The following is a 19,481-nucleotide window of genomic DNA, read 5'->3' on the forward strand; positions in this document are numbered from 1 at the left end:
ACCGTAGTCTCAGGCTGGCCTCCCGTCCCCGTCAGTGAGGCCGAGTGCAGGTGTTGCGGAGGGAGGTGCGAGGCAGGACACCCCTTCGTGCCGTGCCCCTAGAGCGCCGCCGGAGCGAAGGGCCGAACGTGAGGCATGCGTTTTTGCATACTTTTGTCCGGGGCGCGCAGCCGCGATTGGCAAAAGTGACTCGCCCGGGTGGGCGAAACAAGAGCCATCAGAGCACTCAATAAGCAGCCGGGCACCTATAAAGCCAAGATTGCAGCTCCGTGTTGGGCTTCGCTCCGCTCAACCCAACCTACGAAGCCGCCTGCCAAGCCTTACGCCAGGTGCTGCAACCGCTCCACCAACTGCGCATGCAACTTCGGATCACCGCAGGCGAGGATGGCCCCACCCTGCTGGGCATCGCCGCCGTCCCAGGCGGTCATGCGGCCGCCGGCGCCTTCGATGATGGGGATCAGTGCCTGGACGTCGTAGGGCTGCAGGCCCGCCTCGATGATGATGTCGACGAAGCCCGAGGCCAGCATGCAGTAGGCGTAGCAGTCGCCGCCGAAGCGGGCCAGCTGTACCTCGGCCGCCACGGCGTCGAAGGCGGCCAGGCGCTCGGGGGTGTCGAAGATGTCGCGGCTGGTGCACATCAGCCGGGCCTGGGCCAGGCTGGCGCAGGGACGGGTGCGCAGGGCCGCGCCGTTGCGCCAGGCGCCGGCCGGGGTGCCCAGGTAGCGTTCGCCGGTGAAGGGCTGGTTCATCACCCCGATCACCGGGCGGCTGCCGTCGTTGAGCGCCACCAGGGTGCCCCACAGCGGCAGGCCGGTGATGAAGGCGCGGGTGCCGTCGATGGGGTCGAGCACCCAGCTCAGGGGGCTGCTGCCGGCGACGTTTTCCTCTTCTTCGCCGAGGATGCCGTGATCCGGGTGCTCGGCCTGGATGAGTTCGCGCATGGCCCGTTCGGCGGCCTTGTCGGCGATGGTCACCGGGTCGTAGCGACGCCCGGCGACGGCCGCGTCGCCCTTGTCGTCCACCGCCAGCTGGGCGCGGAAGTAGGGCTGGATGGCCACGGCGGCGGCATCGGCCAGGCGCTCGGCGAAGCGTTCGTAGTAGGAAATCTCGGCAGCGGTCAGGCTCATGCTCATTTCACCAGGCGGGCGTCGAGGCTGTTCTGCGCCAGGCGCCGGGCCTGCTCCTGGGTCATGCCCAGGCCTTCGTGCAGGGCCATGAAGTTCTCGGTGACGTAGCCGCCGAAGTAGGCCGGGTCGTCGGAGTTGACGGTGACCTTGAGGCCGCGGTCGAGCATCTTGAGGATGGTGTGCTGGCTCATGTCGTCGAACACGCAGAGCTTGGTGTTGGACAGCGGGCAGACGGTGAGCGGGATCTGCTGGTCGACCAGGCGAGCCATCAGGCGCTCGTCCTCGAAGGCGCGCACGCCGTGGTCGATCCGCACCACGCCGAGCTGGTCGAGGGCTTCCCAGATGTACTCCGGCGGACCTTCCTCGCCGGCGTGGGCGACGGCCGGAAAGCCTTCGGCGCGGGCACGGGCGAAGACACGCTTGAACTTGCTCGGCGGATGCCCCTTTTCCGAGCTGTCCAGGCCGACGGCGACGAAGTGGTCGCGGAACGGCAGCGCCTGGTCCAGGGTGGCCTGGGCGGCGTCCTCGGAAAGGTGCCGCAGGAAGCTGAGGATCAACCCACTGGTCACGCCCAGCTGCTTTTCCCCGTCGGCCATCGCCTGGGTGATGCCGCGCACCACCACCTCGAAGGGAATGCCGCGATCGGTGTGAGTCTGGGGATCGAAGAAGGGTTCGGTGTGGATGACGTTCTGTTCCTTGCACTTGAGCAGATAGGCCCAGGTCAGGTCGTAGAAGTCCTGCTCGGTGCGCAGCACGTCGGCACCGGCGTAATAGAGGTCGAGGAATTCCTGCAGATTGCCGAAGTTGTAGGCGGCGCGCAGGGCTTCGACATCACCCCAGGGCAGGGCGACGCCATGGCGCTCGGCCAGCTTGAACAGCAACTCGGGCTCCAGGGTGCCTTCCAGGTGCAGGTGCAGTTCGGCCTTGGGCAGGGCGTTGAGCCAGTCGTACATGGGATCCTCGGGATAGCTTGAATCAGGAAAAGATGGACGATTGTCGCACGCTTTGCCCGGTTTTCCGCAGCCATCCGGGTTCCCGCTGACCGATGTACGGTGGCTTCGTCGGTCAGAAATTCCCAGCATTCCACGCTTTGGGCCAGCAAAAGGCCATAACGCCTGCATCGGGTCTGGATCTGACTACAATCGGGACGCATGGCTCCAAACACCACGCGTGAGGTATCCGTGCAGACCGTTCAGGATCATGTTGGCGGCAAGAACAACAATCTCAATCTGATTCGCATGATCGCGGCGCTCGCCGTGGTCTTCAGCCACAGCTTCGCCATCTCCAGTGGCACCCCCACGGCGGAGCCCGGACGCGAGAGCCTGGGCATGACCCTGGGCGACATCGCGGTCGACATCTTCTTCATCACCAGCGGTTTCCTGGTCACCAAGAGCCTGCTCAGCCGGGCCGACATCATCGATTTCGTCTGGGGTCGCGCGCTGCGCGTCGTACCGGGGCTACTGGTGATGCTGGTGCTGACGGTGCTCGGCCTCGGCGCCTGGCTGACCCGGGCGCCCCTGCAGGATTATCTGAGCGATCCCCAGACCTGGTTCTATCTGTTCAAGAACACCGGCCTGATCGCCGGCGCCGAGTTCGACCTGCCCGGGCTGTTCGAAGGCAATCCGCTGCAGGCCATCGTCAATGGCTCGCTGTGGACGCTGCCCTTCGAGGTGGGCATGTACGGCGCCCTGGCGCTGCTCTGGCTGGCCGTGCTCTGGCTGCGCCTGGACAGTCGCCACTTCCAGCGCGCCATCCTGCTGTTCGCCGTGGGCGCCGCCCTGTTCAAGCTGTTCGCCCACTACTTCTTCGCCAGCGAATCCCATCTGCTGCGGCTGTTCCAGATGTTCTTTCTCGGTGGCGCCTTCTATGTGCTGCGCGCCTACATCCCGCTGTCGCGCGCGCTCTTCGCCGCCGCCGTGGCGCTGCTGGCGGTGGCCACGCCCGACCGTGACAGCTTCTTTCTGGTCTATAACCTGGTGCTGGGCTACGTGCTGCTCTATCTCGCCTTCGTGCCGGCCGGGCGCATCCGCGCCTTCAACGAGGTGGGCGACTATTCCTATGGCCTCTACATCTACTCCTTTCCGGTGCAGCAGACCCTGGCGGCGGTGATTCCCGGCATCGAGGCCTGGACCATGGTGATCCTTTCCATCGGCATCACCCTGCCGCTGGCGGTGGTGTCCTGGTACCTGGTCGAGCGTCACGCCCTGGGCTATCGCCAGGTCTGCGCCACCGGCACCAAGGCGGTGTGGAAGCGTCTGGCGCCACGCGCCCGGGTCGGCTGAGGGGCCGCCGCGCGGGCGATCAGGGCAGGGGCGTATCGCGGTGCGAGCGTTTTGCCGTCTAAGGCGGTCGTAACAAGGCATTGCTCAACCAAGGACGCCTTTTCCATGCTCGCCGCCCTCAAAGACGAAACCCTGCTGCTGGTCGCCATCGGTGCCACGGTGCTGGCCTATGTGTTCGAACACGCGCTGCTCGGCGGTGGCCAGACCCTGGCGCTGGTCGCCGCCGGCGGCCTGATCGCCGCCATCATCTGCGCGGCCATGCGCGTCGCCCACCACGCCGAATTGCTGGCGGAAAAGGTCGGCGATCCCTACGGCACCATGATCCTGACCCTTTCCGCCGTGCTGGTGGAGGTGATCATCCTGGCGATCATGATGAGCCACGACCACTCGCCGACCCTGGCCCGCGACACCATCTACGCCGCGGTGATGCTGGACATGAACGGCATCATCGGTCTCGCGGCGCTGCTCGGCGGCCTCAAGCACGGCGAGCAGCCCTACAACGACGATTCCAGCCGCAGCTACGGCGTGATGATCATGACTGCGGTGAGCATCTCCATGCTGGTGCCGGAATTCATCCCCACGGCTCAGTGGCACGTCTATTCCTTCTTCACCATCGGCGCCATGGCGCTGCTCTATGCGCTGTTCCTGCGCATGCAGACCGGTCCACACAGCTACTTCTTCAGCTACAGCTACCCAGAGAAGAAGCGCAAGCGCCCGGCCGTGGAAGGGCAGGGCGAGGCAGGCGGCCATGGCGAAAGCAGCTCGGCGCTGTCCATCGGCCTCTTGATCGTCGGCATCGTCGCCACCGGGGCCCTGGCCGAGGTGATGTCCAAGTCGCTGGATACCGGCCTGGAAGGCCTGGCCGTGCCGGCCCTGGTGCCTGCCCTGGTGGTGGCGGTGATCTCCGCCAGTCCGGAGATCCTCACGGCCCTGCGCGCGGCCATGGCCAATCGCATGCAGTCGGTGATCAACATCGCCCTGGGCGCCAGCCTGTCCACCGTCATCCTTACCGTACCGGTGGTGGAAGCCATCGCCCTGTTCAATGGCCAGCCCATCCAGATGGCCATGACCCCGGTGCAGACGGTGATGATGGCCGTGACCCTGATCGTCGCCGCCATCAACCTCAACGACGGCGAGACCAATGCGATCGAGGGTATGACCCACTTCGTGCTGTTCGGCACCTTCATCATGCTGACCATCCTCGGTCTCTAGGGACGCGCCATGATCGACAGCGAGGTCATCAGCAACTACGGCTACGGCGCCGCCGTGCTGGGCGCCCTGATCGAGGGCGATGGCGTGGCCATCCTGGCCGGCATCGCCGCCCGCCACGGCTATCTGCTGTTTCCGCTCACGGCGGTCTGCGTGGCCCTGGGCGGCTTCATCGGTGACCAGACGCTGTTCTTTCTGGGGCGGCGCTACGGCGACAGCATCCTCGGTCGCTTCAAGCGCCAGCAGGCACGCATCGACTGGCTGCGCAGCCGCATCCATCGCCACGAGGCGCTGTGGATCATCGGCATCCGCTTCGCCTACGGCTTCCGCCTGATCGGCCCGCTGCTGATCGGCGCCAGTGGGGTACGCCCACGGCGCTTCCTGTTCTACAACATCATCGGCGCGCTGCTCTGGGGCTTCGTCATGACCGGCATCGGCTATGCGGTGGGCGAGATCCTGCGCGACTTCTTCGCCGAGCATCATGTGTCGAAGCGCTGGCTGATCGCCGCGGCGATCTGCGTGGCGGTGCTGTTCATCGGCGCCCGCGCCATCCTGCGGCGGCGGGAGGGGGAGTAGGGGAGGGTGGTTGTGTAGGTTGTGTTGAGCGCAGGCGAAGCCCAAGGCTTTGGGTTTGAGCTGTTGTACTGGCTTATTATCGTGGTTTGCTGATGGTTGCTGTTTCGCCCACCCGGGCGAGTCACTTTTTTCAAACGCCAAAAAAGTAACCAAAAACGCTTGTCCCCCACGTTTCGGCCCTTCGCTGCGCTCCGGGTCCCCGCGCTCCGGCGCCGCTCCGGGGGCACGGCACGAAGGGGCCTCCTGCCCCTCGCGCCTTGCTCGGCGTCCTGCCTCGCATCCCCCTGCGCAACGCCTGCACTCGGCCTCACTGACGGGGACGGGACGCAAGCCTGATACTTGGGTGTTCACAGGTTGTAGCGTGGAAAACCGCGCAGCGTTTTCCACTGAGGGAGTAACGCTTAACGCGTGGACAAGGCTGCGCCGTTGTCCACCCTACCGGTTTGCACCCAAAGCATCAGGCACGTGAATCGCCCCGTTCAGGAGGGCGAACGCCAGTGTCGTGGAGTGGGTCGAGCCGCATGGATGCGGCGAGAGGCCTAACGGGCCATGGACGGCCCGTGTAGGCCGATCCCGGAGCGGCGCTGGCGTGAGCGGACCCGGAGCAAGCGTTTTTGGTTACTTTTGTCCGGGGCGCGCAGCCGCGATTGGCAAAAGTGACTCGCCCGGGTGGGCGAAATCAAAACCGTCAACGCACTCGATAAGCAGCCAAGGCACCGACAAAGCCAAGCCTGTAGCACCGTAGCGTTGGGCTTCGCTTGCGCTCAACCCAACCTACCGCCAACCCCTTGTCCAATGAAAAAGGCGCCCTGAGGCGCCTTCTTCAAACCAAACCAACCGCGAGTCAGACCTTGACGATCCAACCCTCCGGCGCCGGCTTGTCGCCGGTCTGGATGCCAGTCAGTTCTTCGTACAGCTTGCGCGTCACCGGGCCGACTTCGGTCAGGCTGTGGAAGACGTGCAGCTTCTCGCCGTACTGGATGCCGCCGATGGGGGTGATGACCGCTGCGGTGCCGCAGGCGCCGGCTTCGACGAACTGGTCGAGCTGGTCGATATGGACGTCGCCCTCGACCACTTCCAGGTTCAGCCGCTCGCGCGCCAGGTCCATCAGCGACATGCGGGTCACGCCCGGCAGCACCGACTCGGAGCGCGGGGTGACGAACTTGCCGTCGCCGGTGATGGCGAAGAAGTTGGCCGAGCCGACTTCCTCGATCTTGCGATGGGTCAGGGGGTCCAGGTAGATGCAGTCGGCGAAGCCTTCGGCCTTGGCCTGGGCGCCGGGCATCAGGCTGGCGGCGTAGTTGCCGCCGACCTTGGCGGCGCCGGTGCCCTGGGGCGCGGCGCGGTCGTAGCTGGAGATGACGAAGTTGTGCGGGGTCATGCCGCCCTTGAAGTAGGCGCCGACCGGGATGCCGAACACCACGAAGTGGAATTCGGGGGCGGTGCGTACGCCGATGTTGTCACCCACGCCGATGACGAAGGGGCGCAGGTAGAAGGCGCCACCGGTGCCGTAGGGCGGGATCCAGGCCTCGTTGGCCTTGACCACCTGCTGGCAGGCGTCGATGAACATCTCGGTGGGGACCGGCGGCATCAGCAGGCGGGCGCAGCTCTTGTGCATGCGCGCGGCGTTGCGGTCGGGGCGGAACAGGTTGATGGAGCCGTCCTGGCAGCGATAGGCCTTGAGGCCTTCGAAGCACTGCTGGCCGTAGTGAATGGCCGTGGAGCCTTCGCTGATGTGCAGCTGGTTGTCGCGAGTCAGCTCGCCGGGTCCCCAGCTGCCGTTGCGATAGGTGGCGATATAGCGGAAGTCGGTCTTGATGTAGTCGAAACCGAGGGTCTTCCAATCGATGTCCGCAGCGCTCATAGATCCTCGCAGTGCTCTCCGGCGGCTTGGCCGGTCGTTTCGTTGTCGGGCCGTACGCCTCGCCGGCGACGGTTCAAGGGGGTGGACGAGGCGGGCTCGTCGCTAGACTGTGAAAGATACCGCTTATCCGGACCGGCGGGGGCACCTTTCAGCCAATCGGGTCTCCAAAGTCTGAAGCTGGCCCTTTGCCGCCTCGGCCTGCTGCCTCAGGCTAGACGCCGGGGTCATCACCAGGAGCTCGTTTTGAAAACAATGATGGCGTTGCTGGGTGCCTTGACCCTGCCAACGCTCACGGCGCAGGCCGCCGGTATCTTCACCGATGGATTCGACACGGCGCTCAATCGCCGGGTCATCGAATGGCGGGGCGCGCCTTCGCCGGAAGGTATCGTCTTCAGCGTCATCGCCAGCCAGTTCAAGACCAGTGCGGGCAATGCCACCACCGATTTTCGCACCCAGCTGTCCACCTTTGGCGACAAGGTGCGCTTCCATGGCTGCAGCGCCAGTCGCTGGGAGATGAACAACCAGATCTATCTGCCGCTCAAGGGCCAGTACCGCATGGCCGGGCTGGACGAGCGCTATGGCGAATACTTCGTCGCCCAGCCCACCCGCCAGGACCTGGAGTGGGTGGCCATGAACACTCGCGTTCACTATCGCCTCTGCCGCCTGCGCGAGACCCTGTCCGCCGAGGACCTGCAGGGCCTGCGCTGGGTGTTGCAGGCGGCGGAGGCCGACTAGCCCGGACTAGTCGAAGCGGGTGATGACGGTCACCCCGGTGCCTTCGAACCTGTCCATGTGCATCAGCGCCGCGCCGGATTCGGCCAGGCTGATCTCGCGGCCGATCAGTTTCTCCGGCGCCAGGGTGCCCTGGCGCAGCATGGCCATCAGCACGTCGTAGCGATGGGCCTGCATGCCGTGGCTGCCGAGGACCTCCAGTTCCCGGGCGATCACCAGGTTCATCGGTAGCGCCGGGGTCGCCTGGTCACCCAGCAGCAGTCCGACCTGGACGTGCCTGCCGCGCTTGCGCAGGCAGGCGATGGAATTGCAGCAGGTGATGGGATGGCCGAGGGCATCGAGCGAGACGTGCGCACCGCCGCCGGTCAGTTCCTGCACCGCTTCGGGCACGCTGGCCACCTGGGTGGCATCGATCGTCGCCACCGCGCCGAGGCGACGCGCCAGGGCCAGCTTGTCGGCAGTGATGTCGATGGCCACCACCTGGGCGCCCAGGGCGCGGGCGATCATGATCGCCGAGAGGCCGACGCCACCGCAGCCGTGCACCGCCACCCACTGGCCGGCGCTGACCCGGCCCTGATCGACCACCGCGCGAAAGGCCGTCACGAAACGGCAGCCCAGGCTGGCCGCGGTGGCGAAGTCCAGTTGCTCGGGCAGGGCGACCAGATTGAGATCGGCCTGGTGGATGCCGACGTACTGGGCGAAGGATCCCCAGTGGGTGAAGCCGGGCTGGAACTGGTGATCGCAGACCTGCTGGTGACCGGCATGGCACTGCGGACAGGCGCCGCAGCCACCGACGAAGGGCACCGTCACCCGGTCGCCGACGCGCCAGAGGGTCACGTCCCTGCCCACCGCCTCGACCACCCCGGCCAGTTCGTGGCCCGGCACATGGGGCAATTCGATGTCGCTGTCATGGCCGACCCAGCCGTGCCAGTCACTGCGGCAGACGCCAGTGGCCATGACCCTGAGCACCACACCATGGGCTTCGGGAGTGGGGTCCGGCACCGTGCACAGGCGGGGTGGCGCGGAAAAGGCTTCGTAGACGACGGCTTTCATGGCAGGGCCTCGGGCGGGATGACGACTCCAGTATGGCAAGTCGCGCAGCGTTAGCCTGTCTGCCAGCCGGTACCTTGCCGCTCGGCTAGCCCGCCAGCGCCTGCAGACCCTGCCAGGTGGCCGGTGCCTCCCCGGCCAGCGCCTGCACCAGGGCGGCCTTGAGTCGGCAATCGGGCAGGGCGCGATGGGTTTCCTGGACCACGACGCCCTGCTGGCGGGCGGCCATGGCCAGGGACTTGCGGCGCCAGCCATCCTGGCTGCGGCTGTCCAGACTCGGCTCCTGCCAGAAGTGCGCATAGAGCTGCATCAGGCAGTGCAGGCGGGTGCCATCCACCAGTTGCACCGGCGGCGTCTCGCGCTCCAGTTCCGGCGGCAGGGCCTGGCCGTGGAGGCGGGCATTGTGCGCCAGCAGGCGATAGTCGAAGGCCATGCCATAGGCCAGCACGGTGCGGCCCCGCAGCAGCGGCCAGAGGGTGGCGAACACCTCGGGAAAGCGCGGCGCCTGGGCCAGGTGGGCGTCGGTCAGGCCGTGGATCAGGGTCGCCTCGCGCGGTACGGCGATGCCTGGGCGGACCAGGGTATCGAGCAGCACCCGGCCACTGAGGGTCATGACCGCCACCTCGATCAGCTGGGCATCCTCGCCCAGGCCGGTCGCCTCGGTATCCAGCACCAGGACGTCCTGTTCCAGCCAGCGACGCGCCTGCTCGCGCACGCGCGCTTGCTGGGCGTTGTAGCGGGGTGCGGCAGCGGTGGGAAACGACGACGACAACGGATTCATGACACGGCCTGACAACTGAAAGCTAGGGTGCGCCCAGGCGCCGAACAGTCGGCTCTACGACGGGTGTGGGCATTCGATGCAAGATCATCGCCACAGGACACAGGCCATTCGGCGGGGGCGACGAGCGGACCACCGGGCGCGCCGAGGTCGCCTGTATCGGCTGGCCTTGCGAGAATGGGTCTTTCATCCATGTCGAGGAGCGCCACCGCTTTGGCCGCCGTCCAGGGTTTCTTGCTGACACGCCTCTGGCGCGAGACTTCCACCGGGATGGAGCTGGTGTTCTGGTTCGCCACCGACAGCGGTCCGCACCAGCTGCGGGTGCCGGGGCAACAGGCGGTGGCCTTTGCCCCGGCCGCACGACGGGCGGACATCGAGCGCCTGCTGCCGGCCGGGGTGGAGATCCGCGAGCTGGCGCTGCAGGACTTCCAGCGGCGCCCCGTCCTGGGGCTCTATGCGCCGCGCTATCGCACCCTGCGCGAACTGGAGCAGCGCCTCCCCGCCGCCGGCATCGACGTCTACGAGACGGATATCGCCCCGGCGGATCGCTTTCTCATGGAGCGCTTCATCACCGCGCCGGTGACGCTGCCCACCGCCGAGGGCGCGCCCCTGCGGCCGGATCCCGACTACCGCCCCACGCTGCGCACCCTGTCGCTGGACATCGAGACCAGCGAGCGCGGCGAGCTCTACAGCATCGGCCTGCACGGCTGCGGCCAGCGCCAGGTGTACATGCTCGGCCCGCCGACCGGGGAAGACGCCGCGGTGGACTTCGACCTGGAATATGTCGCCGACCGCGCCACCCTGCTCGAACGCCTCAATGCCTGGATGGCGCGTCATGATCCCGACGTCATCATCGGCTGGAGCGTGCTGCAATTCGACATCCGCGTGCTCCACGAGCACGCGCGCAAACTGGGCGTGACCCTGCACCTGGGCCGCGGCGCCGTCGAGGACGATCGCTACGAACCCGGCGGCCAGGGCCGGCCCTTCCACGCCCTGCTGGCCGGGCGGCCGATCATCGACGGGGTGGAGGCGCTCAAGTCGGCGACCTGGGTGTTTCCCTCCTACAGCCTGGAGAACGTCAGCCGCACCCTGCTGGGCGAGGGCAAGGCCATCGACAATCCCCACGACCGCATGGCCTCGATTAATCGCATGTTCGCCGGCGAGAAGAGCGCCCTGGCGCGCTACAACCTGGTGGATTGCGAACTGGTCACGCGCATCTTCGCCAAGACCGGCCTGCTGCGCTTCCTGCTGGAGCGGGCCAGCGTCACCGGCTTGCCGCTGGAGCGGCATGGCGCCTCCATCGCCGCCTTCTACCACCTCTATCTGCCGCTGATGCACCGCCAGGGTTTCGTCGCGCCCAATCTCGGCGCCCAGCCGCCCGAGGCCAGCCCCGGCGGCTTCGTCATGGATTCGCGGCCCGGGCTCTACGACTCGGTGCTGGTGCTGGATTACAAGAGTCTCTATCCCTCGCTGATCCGCACCTTTCTCATCGATCCGGTGGGCCTGGTGGAGGGCCTGGCGCTGCCCGAGGCGGAGACGGTACCGGGCTTTCGCGGCGCGCGCTTCCATCGCACCCGGCACTGCCTGCCGGAGATGGTGGCGCGGGTCTGGGAGGGGCGCGATGCGGCCAAGCGCGCCGGCAATGCGCCCCTGGCCCAGGCGCTGAAGATCATCATGAACAGCTTCTATGGCGTGCTGGGCACCCCGCACTGCCGCTTCTTCGATCACCGCCTGGCCTCGTCCATCACCCTGCGCGGTCATGCGGTGATGCACCAGACCCGCGAGCTGATCGAGGCGCGTGGCCATCGGGTGATCTATGGCGACACCGATTCCACCTTCGTCTGGCTCGGCCGCGCTCACGAAGAGGCCGAGGCCGAGCGCATCGGTCGCGACCTGGTGGCGGCGGTCAACGCCTACTGGCGCGCGCAGCTGCAGACCGAGCTGGGGCTGGAAAGCCACCTGGAGCTGCAGTACGAGACCCACTTCAGCCGCTTTCTCATGCCCACCATCCGCGGCGCGGAGGAGGGCAGCAAGAAGAGATACGCCGGGCTGCGCCCCGCTGCCGATGGCCAGCCGGAGCTGGTGTTCAAGGGGCTGGAGACGGTGCGCAGCGACTGGTCGCCGCTGGCCCAGCGCTTCCAGCGCGAGCTCTACCTGCGCATCTTCACCGGCGAGCCCCATGAGGACTATGTGCGCGACTTCGTCGCCCGCACCCGCGCCGGCGACCTTGACGACCTGCTGGTCTATCGCAAGCGCCTGCGCCGGCCGCTGGAGGAATACCAGAGCAACCTCTCGCCCCAGGTCCGCGCGGCGCGCCTGCTGGAGGCGGAAGGCGCCCGCCTGGGCCGCCGCAGCCGCTTTCGCCGCGGCGGCTGGATCAGCTACCTGATCACCACCGCCGGCGCCGAACCGGTCGAGCTGCCCCATGCGCCGCCGGACTACGACCACTACGTGCAGCGCCAGCTGGCCCCGGTGGCCGACGCCATCCTGCCCTTCGTCGGCGACCGCTTCGACCGGCTGTTGGATCAGCAAATGGGGTTGTTCTAGGGGGGGCTGGAGTGATGTTGCCGCGTAGGGCGGATAACGGCGCAACTCATCCACGCGTAGTTTCCGGTGTGGCCACTCGCGCTGCCTGGAGCACCCTCACCCCAGCCCTCTCCTGCAGGCGGGAGAGGGGGCGGATCGGCATGGGTGGTGGGTCCTGCGTAGGGTGGATGACGGCGCAGCCTCATCCACGCGTAGTTTCCGGTGTGGCCACTCACGTAGCCAGGAACACCCTCACCCCAGCCCTCTCCCGCAGGCGGGAGAGGGGGCGGATCGGCGTGGGGGGTGAGTTCGGCGTAGGGCGGATAACGGCGCAGCCTCATCCACGCGTGCTTCCTGACGTGGCCACTCGCGCCGCCTGAAGCACCCTCACCCCCGCCCTCTCCCGCAGGCGGGAGAGGGGGCGAATCGGCGTGGGGGGTGGGTCCTGCGTAGGGTGGATGACGGCGCAGCCTCATCCACGCGTAGTTTCCGGTGTAGCCAATGGCCGAGCGTGGGACACCCTCACCCCGCCCCTTTCCCGCGTTTCGCTCGCACTTGCCCGACGCTCGTCAGTCCCATTCAGGCGGTACACCCCGATCTACGCCTTCTTGCGGCAGGATGAGGGCCGCCCCTTTGGCGTGCGCTCGTTATACTCAGGCCGGCGGCAGGCCTTTTCCGGGTGAAAGGGAGGAGGGCCTGGCTGGATCGGTGCAGGTGCGGCGATCACGATTTCTTGCGGATTTTCTGACGGCGGATAGATGAGCAAACAGGCAGATGTGGCCAAACCCAACAGTCCCAAGCACCTGACCCCCAGTGATCTGCCGTTTCCGGTGGTGGGAATCGGGGCTTCCGCCGGGGGGATCCAGGCCCTGCTGCGCTTCTTCGAAGCCCTGCCGGCCGACTGCGGCATGGCCTTCGTGGTGGTGATGCACCTGTCGCGGGAACACCAAAGCAACCTTGACCAGATCCTGCAGCGCGCCACCCGCCTGCCGGTGCATCAGGTCACCCAGCCGGTGCCCATCCAGGCCGAGCACGTCTATGTGATTCCGCCAGGCCATGACCTGACCATGAACGATGGCTATCTGCGTCTCAGCCCATCGGAACGCCCCCAGGGCGATCATGTGGCGGTGGATCTGTTCTTTCGCACCCTGGCCGATGTGCACCGGACCCATGCCGTGGCCATCGTCCTCTCGGGCAACGGCGCCGATGGTGCCGTGGGCCTGGGGCGGATCAAGGAGCAGGGCGGGGTGACCCTGGCCCAGGCGCCGGAAGATGCCGAATTCGACTCCATGCCCAGCAGCGCCATTGCCGCGGGCGCCGTGGATTTCATCCTGCCCGTGGTGGAGATGCCGCAGAAGCTGCTGGAACTGGCCACCACCATCAGCAGCCTGAGCCAGAGCGAATTGCGCCAGCTGGACTATGAGTCCCGGGTGCCCGGTCCGTCCAGCAAGGCCATGCAGCTGGCGCTACGCGACATCCTCACCCTGCTGCGCACCCGCACCGGACACAATTTCAAGCAGTACAAGACCGCCACGGTGCTGCGCCGGGTGGAGCGGCGCATGCAGGTCAACGCCATCGCCGACATGCCGGCCTATGCCGGCTTTCTCCATGAGCATCCGGAAGAGACGCCGGCGCTGCTCAAGGACATGCTCATCGGCGTGACCAACTTCTTTCGCGATCGCGAGGCCTTTGAGGCCCTGGAACGCGATGTCATTCCGGAGTTGTTCGAGCACCTGCCGGTCAACGAAGACGACCAGGAATTGCGCGTCTGGAGCGCCGCCTGTTCCAGTGGCGAGGAAGCCTATTCGCTGGCCATGCTGCTGACCGAACAGGCCGAGTTGCGCCAGTCCGGCGCCCGGCTGCAGGTGTTCGCCACCGATCTCGACGAGCATGCCCTGGCGGTGGCCCGGCATGGCGTCTATCCGGGCTCCATCGTCACCGACGTCGCCCCCGCGCGCCTGCGCCAGCACCTGCTCAAGGAGCAGAATCAGTACCGGGTGAAAAAGGAGCTGCGCGAGAAGGTGCTGTTCGCCCAGCACAACCTGCTCAGCGATCCGCCGTTTTCCCGCCTGGATCTCATCAGCTGCCGCAACCTGCTGATCTATCTGGATCGCGAGGTGCAGGCCGAGATCCTGCACACCTTCCATTTCGCCCTCAAGCCGGGTGGCTATCTGTTCCTCGGCAGTTCCGAGTCGGCCGACGTGCAGAGCAGTCTGTTCGCCACGGTGGACAAGAAGAACCGCATCTACCGCGCCAAGCACACCACCAGCGTGGTGCGGCCCACGCCGCTGCTCAATCTCAATCCGGGCATGCACAGCGTGCGCCTGCCGCCGCACCAGGTCGGCCGGCGCAAGAAGGTCTCCTTCGCCGAGGTGCATCAGCGGGTGCTGGAGCAGTACGCGCCGCCGAGCATCATCGTCGACCGCGAATCCAATATCGTGCACATGTCCGAGCGGGCCGGGCGCTTTCTGCGCTACGTCGGCGGCGAGCCCAGCTACAGCCTGCCAGCGCTGGTGCTGGAGGAACTGCGCCTGGAGCTGCGTACGGCGCTGTTCCAGGCGTTGCAGAGCAACAAGAGCGTCGAGGCGCGTCGCGTGCATATCCAGCGCGACGACCGCAGCTACTACATCAACATGGTGGTGCGCCCCTTCCGCGACAGCGACACCAGTACCGACTACATGCTGGTGCTCTTCGACGAAGTCGAAGACGTCATGAGCACCGACGCCGGCGGCGATCACACCGAGGCCAAGGACAGCGTGCTCACCCAGCTGGAGGCCGAGCTGCAGCGCACCAAGGAGCAGTTGCAGCTGACCATCGAGCAGTCCGAGACCTCTACCGAGGAGCTCAAGGCGTCCAACGAAGAGCTGCAGGCGATCAACGAGGAATTGCGGTCGGCCACCGAGGAACTGGAGACCAGCAAGGAAGAACTGCAATCGATCAACGAGGAACTGATCACCGTCAACTACGAGCTCAAGTCCAAGATCGAGGAAACCGGCAAGATCAACGACGATCTGCAGAACCTCATCACCTCCACCGACATCGCCACGGTGTTCGTCGATCGCGGCATGCGCATCAAGAGATTCACTCCGCGCGCGGTGAGCATCTTCAACATGATCGTCAGCGATACCGGGCGTTCGCTGCTCGACATCACCCATCGGCTGGACTACCCCGAGCTGGCCGCCGACGCCAACCAGGTCTTCGAATCGCTCCGGCTGATCGAGCGCGAGGTGCGCAGCCAGGACGAGCGCTGGTATTTGGCGCGACTGCTGCCCTATCGCACCGCCGAGGATCGCATCGAGGGCGCGGTGCTGACCTTCATCGACATCACCGACCGGCGCCTGGCGCAGGATCGCGCCCGCGCCGGCGAAGAAAACATGCGCCTGGTGGCGCAGAACATCCAGGACTACGCCATCGTCACCCTGGATGCCGCCGGCATCATCAACAGCTGGAACGGCGGTGCCACCCGGCTGTTCGGCTACAGCGAGCGCGAGGCCCTGGGCCAGCCAATGGGCCTGATCTTCACCCCGGAAGACGTCGCCGCCCAGGTACCGGACGCCGAGATGCGCCAGGCCCGGGAAGCGGGCGTCGCCCACGACGAACGCTGGCTGAGACGCAAGGACGGCAGCCGGCTGTACTGCACCGGGGTGCTCAGCCGTATGAGCAACGCCTCTGGCGGTGAGGGCTACGCCAAGATCGCCCGGGATGCCACCGCCGATCACGTACGCGCCAGTGAAACGGCCAACCACCTGGCCCAGAGTCAGGCGCTGGGCAAGCTCAAGGACGAGTTCTTCGCGGTGATGTCCCATGAACTCAAGCACCCGCTCAATCTCATCCAGCTCAACAGCGAGCTGCTGACCCGTTCGCCGGTGCTGCGCGAGGTACCCCTGGCGCGCCGTGCTACCGAAGCCATCCAGCGCGCGGTGCGCAGCCAGGCACAGATCATCGATGACCTGCTCGACCTGCCGCGCATCCGTACCGGCAAGCTCAAGCTGGAGCGCCGGAGTCTGGACCTGGCCCAGCAGCTGCGCGAGATCGCCGACGTGATTCGTCCGCTGGCAGGCGAGGTGCAGGTGAGTTGCACCCGGCTGCCGGAGACGCCGCTGCATGTCCAGGCGGATGCCACCCGCATTGGCCAGATCGTCTGGAATCTGCTCAACAACGCCATCAAGTTCACCCCGGCCGGCGGCCAGGTGGAGATCAGCCTGGGGGTGGACGGCGACGAGGCGCGGCTGGACGTCACCGATACCGGGCAGGGCATAGCAGCGGATTTCCTGCCGCGGGTGTTCGACATGTTCGGCCAGGCGGAAATGAAATACACCGCTCGCGCCCAGCATGGCCTGGGCATCGGCCTGGCGCTGGTCAAGCAGCTGGTGGAGGCCCATGGCGGGCGCATCGAAGCCCATTCCGAGGGCCTTGGCCTGGGCGCGCGCTTCAGCGTCTGGCTGCCGCTGTGCCAGGACGACGAACGCCAGCTGGACGAGGCGCAGGCGGAAGGCCAGTCCGTTGTCGGGCTGCGGGTGCTGCTGGTGGACGATTCCCCCGATATCGTCGAGACCCTGCAACTGCTGCTCGAAGAGGAGGGCATCCTGGTCACCGCCGCGACCGACTCCCAGAGCGGCCTGGCGCTGGCCCAGGCGCAGGATTTCGACGTCATCCTCTCCGACATCGGCATGCCGGAGATGGACGGCCACGAATTCCTGCGCCAGATACGGGCGGGCGATCGCAATGTCGGCACGCCGGCGGTGGCGCTGTCCGGCTACGGCACCCGGCTGGACATCGACAAGGCGCGGGCGGCGGGTTTCGCCCGGCATCTGAACAAGCCGGTCAGTTTCGAGGCGCTGATCGCCATCCTGCAGGAGCTGCAGGCGTCCGGTTGAGGGCGCGCGGACGGTAGCTTAGTCAGACGATTCGCGGCACACTCGGGAGCCATCGGGGCGCCCGCCCAACCGGGCCGGCGGCCCCGTTTCCCGCCAGAGGAGCGCCGCGATGACCCGTCTCACCGCCAAGGATTTCTCGCCCGAACTGCTCGAGCTCTACGACTTCTATGTGCACGGTCGCATCAGCCGCCGCGACTTCCTCGACCGCGCCGGCGCCTGCGCCGCGGTGCTGGGGCTGTCGGCCACCGGCGTGCTGGCGGCCCTGACGCCCAACTATGCCCTGGCCACCCAAGTCGAGTTCACCGATCCGGACATCGTCGCCGAATACGTCTACTACCCCTCGCCCAAGGGCCATGGCCGCGTCCGTGGCTATCTGGTGCGCCCGGCCAAGGCCAGCGGCAAGGTGCCGGCGGTGGTGGTGGTCCACGAGAATCGCGGCCTCAATCCCTATATCGAAGACGTCGCCCGGCGCCTGGCCAAGGCCGGCTACCTGACCCTGGCGCCGGATGGCCTGACCGCCATGGGCGGCTATCCCGGCAACGACGACAAGGGTCGCGAACTGCAGCAGCAGGTCGATCCGGAAAAGCTGATGAACGATTTCTTCGCCGCCGTGGAAACCCTGATGGGTCACGAATTCAGCACGGGCAAGGTCGGCATCACCGGCTTCTGCTATGGCGGCGGGGTGGCCAACGCGGCCGCCGTGGCCTACCCGGAACTGGCTGCCGCCGTGCCCTTCTATGGACGTCAGCCGCGCCCCGAGGAGGTGGCCGCGATCAAGGCGCCGCTGCTGATCCACTACGCCGAGAACGATCCGCGCATCAACGAGGGCGCCGCCGCCTACGAAGCGGCGCTCCAGGCGGCCGGCAAGACCTACGAGGTGCATCGCTATGCCGGCACCAACCATGGCTTCCACAACGATTCCACCCCGCGCTACGACGAAGCCGCTGCGCGCCTGGCCTGGGACCGCACCCTGGGCTGGTTCGGCCGCTATCTCGCCTAGGCACCTGACGGAGACCTCTGATGCCGCAACTGCGTATCCCCGCCGTCTACATGCGTGGCGGTTCCAGCAAGGGCGTGTTCTTTCATGCCCGCGACCTGCCGCCGGCCGGTCCGGCGCGCGATGCGCTGCTGCTGCGGGTGATCGGCAGCCCCGATCCCTACGGCAAGCAGATCGACGGCCTGGGCGGAGCCACCTCCAGCACCAGCAAGGTGGTGGTGATCGCGCCGTCCTGCCGCCCGGACTGTGACGTCGACTATCTGTTCGGCGCCCCGGCCATCGAGGTACCGGTGATCGACTGGTCGGGTAACTGCGGCAATCTCAGCGCTGCCGTCGGCCCCTTCGCCATCAGCGAGGGCCTGGTCCAGGCGCCGCGCGACGGCCTGGCCAGGGTGCGCATCTGGCAGGCCAACCTGGGCAAGCGCATCCTCGCCCACGTTCCCATGGCCAATGGCGAGGTGCAGGAGGAGGGCGATTTTCGCTTCGACGGCGTGGCCTTTCCGGCCGCCGAGGTGGTGCTCGACTTTCTCGATCCGGCGGGCAGCGACGGCAGTGTGCTGCCCACCGGGCGGGCGGTCGACGAACTGGACGTCCCGGGACTGGGCCGGCTGCCGGTGACCCTGCTCAATGCCGGTAATCCTACCGTCTTCGTGCGCGCCGAGACCCTGGGCCTGAGCGGCACCGAAACCCAGGCGCAGGTCAACGGCGATGGGCCGCTGCTGGCGCGCCTGGAGGCCCTGCGCGCGGCGGGCGCGGTGGCCATGGGGCTGGCCGCGACCGCCGCCCAGGCCACGGCGGAGCGGCCGCATACGCCCAAGCTGTGCCTGATCGCCCCACCCCAGACCTACCGGGTGGCGGGTGGCAAGCAGGTCCAGGCCGAGGAACTCGACGTCATCGCGCGGATGATCTCCATGGGCAAGCTGCACCACGCCATCCCCGGCACCGGCGCGGTCGCCGTGGCGGTGGCCGCGGCGCTGCCGGGGACCCTGGTCCACACCCTGACCGGCGACCTGGACGGCCGCCAGGTCCGCATAGGCCATACCGCCGGCACCGTGGCGGTCGGCGCCCGGGCGCGCGAGGTCGGCGGCGTCTGGCAGGTGGAAAAGGCCAGCATGAGCCGCAGCGCCCGGCGCCTGATGGAAGGCTGGGTACGGGTACCGGCAGAGTAGGTTGGGTTGAGCGCAGCGAAGCCCAACGGAGGGATACCTCGGCGCTGGAGCGCCCTCACCCCAACCCTCTCCCAGGGGGAGAGGGGGCGGTCGAGCCTGGCGCGGCGTGTGGTTCGGGCGTCTTGGCCAAGTCACCGTAGCGTGGAAAACCGCGCAGCGTTTTCCGCTGGGCAAGCCCTGCTCCATCCGTGGATAAGGCTGCGCCGTTATCCACACTACGGCCGAGATCGGCCGCGTAGGTTGGGTTGAGCGCAGCGAAGGCCAACGGAGGGATACCTCCGCGCTGGAGCGCCC

At 67.0% G+C, this 19,481-nt stretch carries 13 protein-coding genes; 8 read left to right on the plus strand and 5 right to left on the minus strand.

Annotated elements, in window-relative coordinates; translation table 11 throughout:
- Positions 1-320: 320 nt before the first annotated feature.
- Positions 321-1,127: a histidinol-phosphatase gene (gene hisN / locus PSK12I2_RS0121775; RefSeq protein ID WP_027600063.1), complete on the minus strand. Its 807-nt coding sequence runs from the start codon at positions 1,125-1,127 to the stop codon at positions 321-323.
- A 2-nt stretch (positions 1,128-1,129) separates the two neighbouring features.
- Positions 1,130-2,080: an adenosine deaminase gene (locus PSK12I2_RS0121780; RefSeq protein WP_027600064.1), complete on the minus strand. Its 951-nt coding sequence runs from the start codon at positions 2,078-2,080 to the stop codon at positions 1,130-1,132.
- Between the two features lie 228 nt (positions 2,081-2,308).
- Between PSK12I2_RS0121780 and PSK12I2_RS0121785 the strand changes: the two genes are divergently transcribed.
- The 3 genes from PSK12I2_RS0121785 to PSK12I2_RS0121795 all read left to right on the plus strand — a co-directional run bounded on the left by PSK12I2_RS0121785 (position 2,309) and on the right by PSK12I2_RS0121795 (position 5,194).
- A complete protein-coding gene (locus tag PSK12I2_RS0121785) occupies positions 2,309-3,409 on the plus strand; it encodes an acyltransferase (RefSeq protein WP_256204019.1) in 1,101 nt (366 codons plus the stop codon).
- A 105-nt stretch (positions 3,410-3,514) separates the two neighbouring features.
- On the plus strand, positions 3,515-4,621 hold the full coding sequence (locus PSK12I2_RS0121790; RefSeq protein ID WP_027600066.1) for a calcium:proton antiporter: 1,107 nt from the start codon (positions 3,515-3,517) through the stop codon (positions 4,619-4,621).
- Between the two features lie 9 nt (positions 4,622-4,630).
- On the plus strand, positions 4,631-5,194 hold the full coding sequence (locus tag PSK12I2_RS0121795) for a DedA family protein (RefSeq protein ID WP_027600067.1): 564 nt from the start codon (positions 4,631-4,633) through the stop codon (positions 5,192-5,194).
- Positions 5,195-6,038: 844 nt separating this feature from the next.
- Here the strand turns inward: PSK12I2_RS0121795 and PSK12I2_RS0121800 are convergent.
- Positions 6,039-7,058, minus strand: a complete 1,020-nt coding sequence (locus tag PSK12I2_RS0121800; RefSeq protein ID WP_027600068.1) for a branched-chain amino acid aminotransferase — start codon at positions 7,056-7,058, stop codon at positions 6,039-6,041.
- Between the two features lie 243 nt (positions 7,059-7,301).
- On the opposite strand from PSK12I2_RS0121800, the gene PSK12I2_RS0121805 reads away from it, so the two are divergent.
- Positions 7,302-7,793: a hypothetical protein gene (locus tag PSK12I2_RS0121805; RefSeq protein WP_169742435.1), complete on the plus strand. Its 492-nt coding sequence runs from the start codon at positions 7,302-7,304 to the stop codon at positions 7,791-7,793.
- A gap of 6 nt (positions 7,794-7,799) precedes the next feature.
- Here PSK12I2_RS0121805 and PSK12I2_RS0121810 read toward each other — a convergent pair whose 3' ends face one another.
- Complete coding sequence (locus PSK12I2_RS0121810) at positions 7,800-8,843, minus strand: zinc-dependent alcohol dehydrogenase family protein (RefSeq protein ID WP_027600070.1); 1,044 nt, start codon at positions 8,841-8,843, stop codon at positions 7,800-7,802.
- Between the two features lie 85 nt (positions 8,844-8,928).
- Positions 8,929-9,621, minus strand: a complete 693-nt coding sequence (locus PSK12I2_RS0121815) for a 3'-5' exonuclease (protein WP_027600071.1) — start codon at positions 9,619-9,621, stop codon at positions 8,929-8,931.
- A gap of 210 nt (positions 9,622-9,831) precedes the next feature.
- Between PSK12I2_RS0121815 and PSK12I2_RS0121820 the strand changes: the two genes are divergently transcribed.
- The 4 genes from PSK12I2_RS0121820 (at position 9,832) to prpF (ending at position 19,187) form a co-directional block, all read left to right on the plus strand.
- Complete coding sequence (locus PSK12I2_RS0121820) at positions 9,832-12,165, plus strand: DNA polymerase II (RefSeq protein WP_027600072.1); 2,334 nt, start codon at positions 9,832-9,834, stop codon at positions 12,163-12,165.
- 737 nt (positions 12,166-12,902) lie between these two features.
- A complete protein-coding gene (locus PSK12I2_RS0121825; protein ID WP_027600073.1) occupies positions 12,903-17,021 on the plus strand; it encodes a CheR family methyltransferase in 4,119 nt (1,372 codons plus the stop codon).
- Positions 17,022-17,130: 109 nt separating this feature from the next.
- A complete protein-coding gene (gene yghX / locus PSK12I2_RS0121830; protein WP_027600074.1) occupies positions 17,131-18,021 on the plus strand; it encodes a YghX family hydrolase in 891 nt (296 codons plus the stop codon).
- 20 nt (positions 18,022-18,041) lie between these two features.
- Positions 18,042-19,187 (plus strand): 2-methylaconitate cis-trans isomerase PrpF, encoded by a 1,146-nt coding sequence (gene prpF / locus PSK12I2_RS0121835; protein WP_027600075.1) that lies wholly within the window; start codon positions 18,042-18,044, stop codon positions 19,185-19,187.
- The last annotated feature ends 294 nt before the right edge of the window (positions 19,188-19,481 follow it).

Source organism: Pseudomonas sp. MOIL14HWK12:I2 (assembly GCF_000510745.1).
GTDB lineage: Bacteria > Pseudomonadota > Gammaproteobacteria > Pseudomonadales > Pseudomonadaceae > Chryseomonas > Chryseomonas oryzihabitans.

Excerpts from the sequence above, each read along its gene's own strand:
- yghX (WP_027600074.1), top strand. The coding sequence starts at position 17,131 with ATGACCCGTCTCACCGCCAAGGATTTCTCGCCCGAACTGCTCGAGCTC.
- PSK12I2_RS0121780 (WP_027600064.1), bottom strand. The coding sequence starts at position 2,080 with ATGTACGACTGGCTCAACGCCCTGCCCAAGGCCGAACTGCACCTGCAC.
- PSK12I2_RS0121790 (WP_027600066.1), top strand. The coding sequence starts at position 3,515 with ATGCTCGCCGCCCTCAAAGACGAAACCCTGCTGCTGGTCGCCATCGGT.
- PSK12I2_RS0121800 (WP_027600068.1), bottom strand. The coding sequence starts at position 7,058 with ATGAGCGCTGCGGACATCGATTGGAAGACCCTCGGTTTCGACTACATC.
- prpF (WP_027600075.1), top strand. The coding sequence starts at position 18,042 with ATGCCGCAACTGCGTATCCCCGCCGTCTACATGCGTGGCGGTTCCAGC.
- PSK12I2_RS0121795 (WP_027600067.1), top strand. The coding sequence starts at position 4,631 with ATGATCGACAGCGAGGTCATCAGCAACTACGGCTACGGCGCCGCCGTG.
- hisN (WP_027600063.1), bottom strand. The coding sequence starts at position 1,127 with ATGAGCCTGACCGCTGCCGAGATTTCCTACTACGAACGCTTCGCCGAG.
- PSK12I2_RS0121810 (WP_027600070.1), bottom strand. The coding sequence starts at position 8,843 with ATGAAAGCCGTCGTCTACGAAGCCTTTTCCGCGCCACCCCGCCTGTGC.
- PSK12I2_RS0121815 (WP_027600071.1), bottom strand. The coding sequence starts at position 9,621 with ATGAATCCGTTGTCGTCGTCGTTTCCCACCGCTGCCGCACCCCGCTAC.
- PSK12I2_RS0121825 (WP_027600073.1), top strand. The coding sequence starts at position 12,903 with ATGAGCAAACAGGCAGATGTGGCCAAACCCAACAGTCCCAAGCACCTG.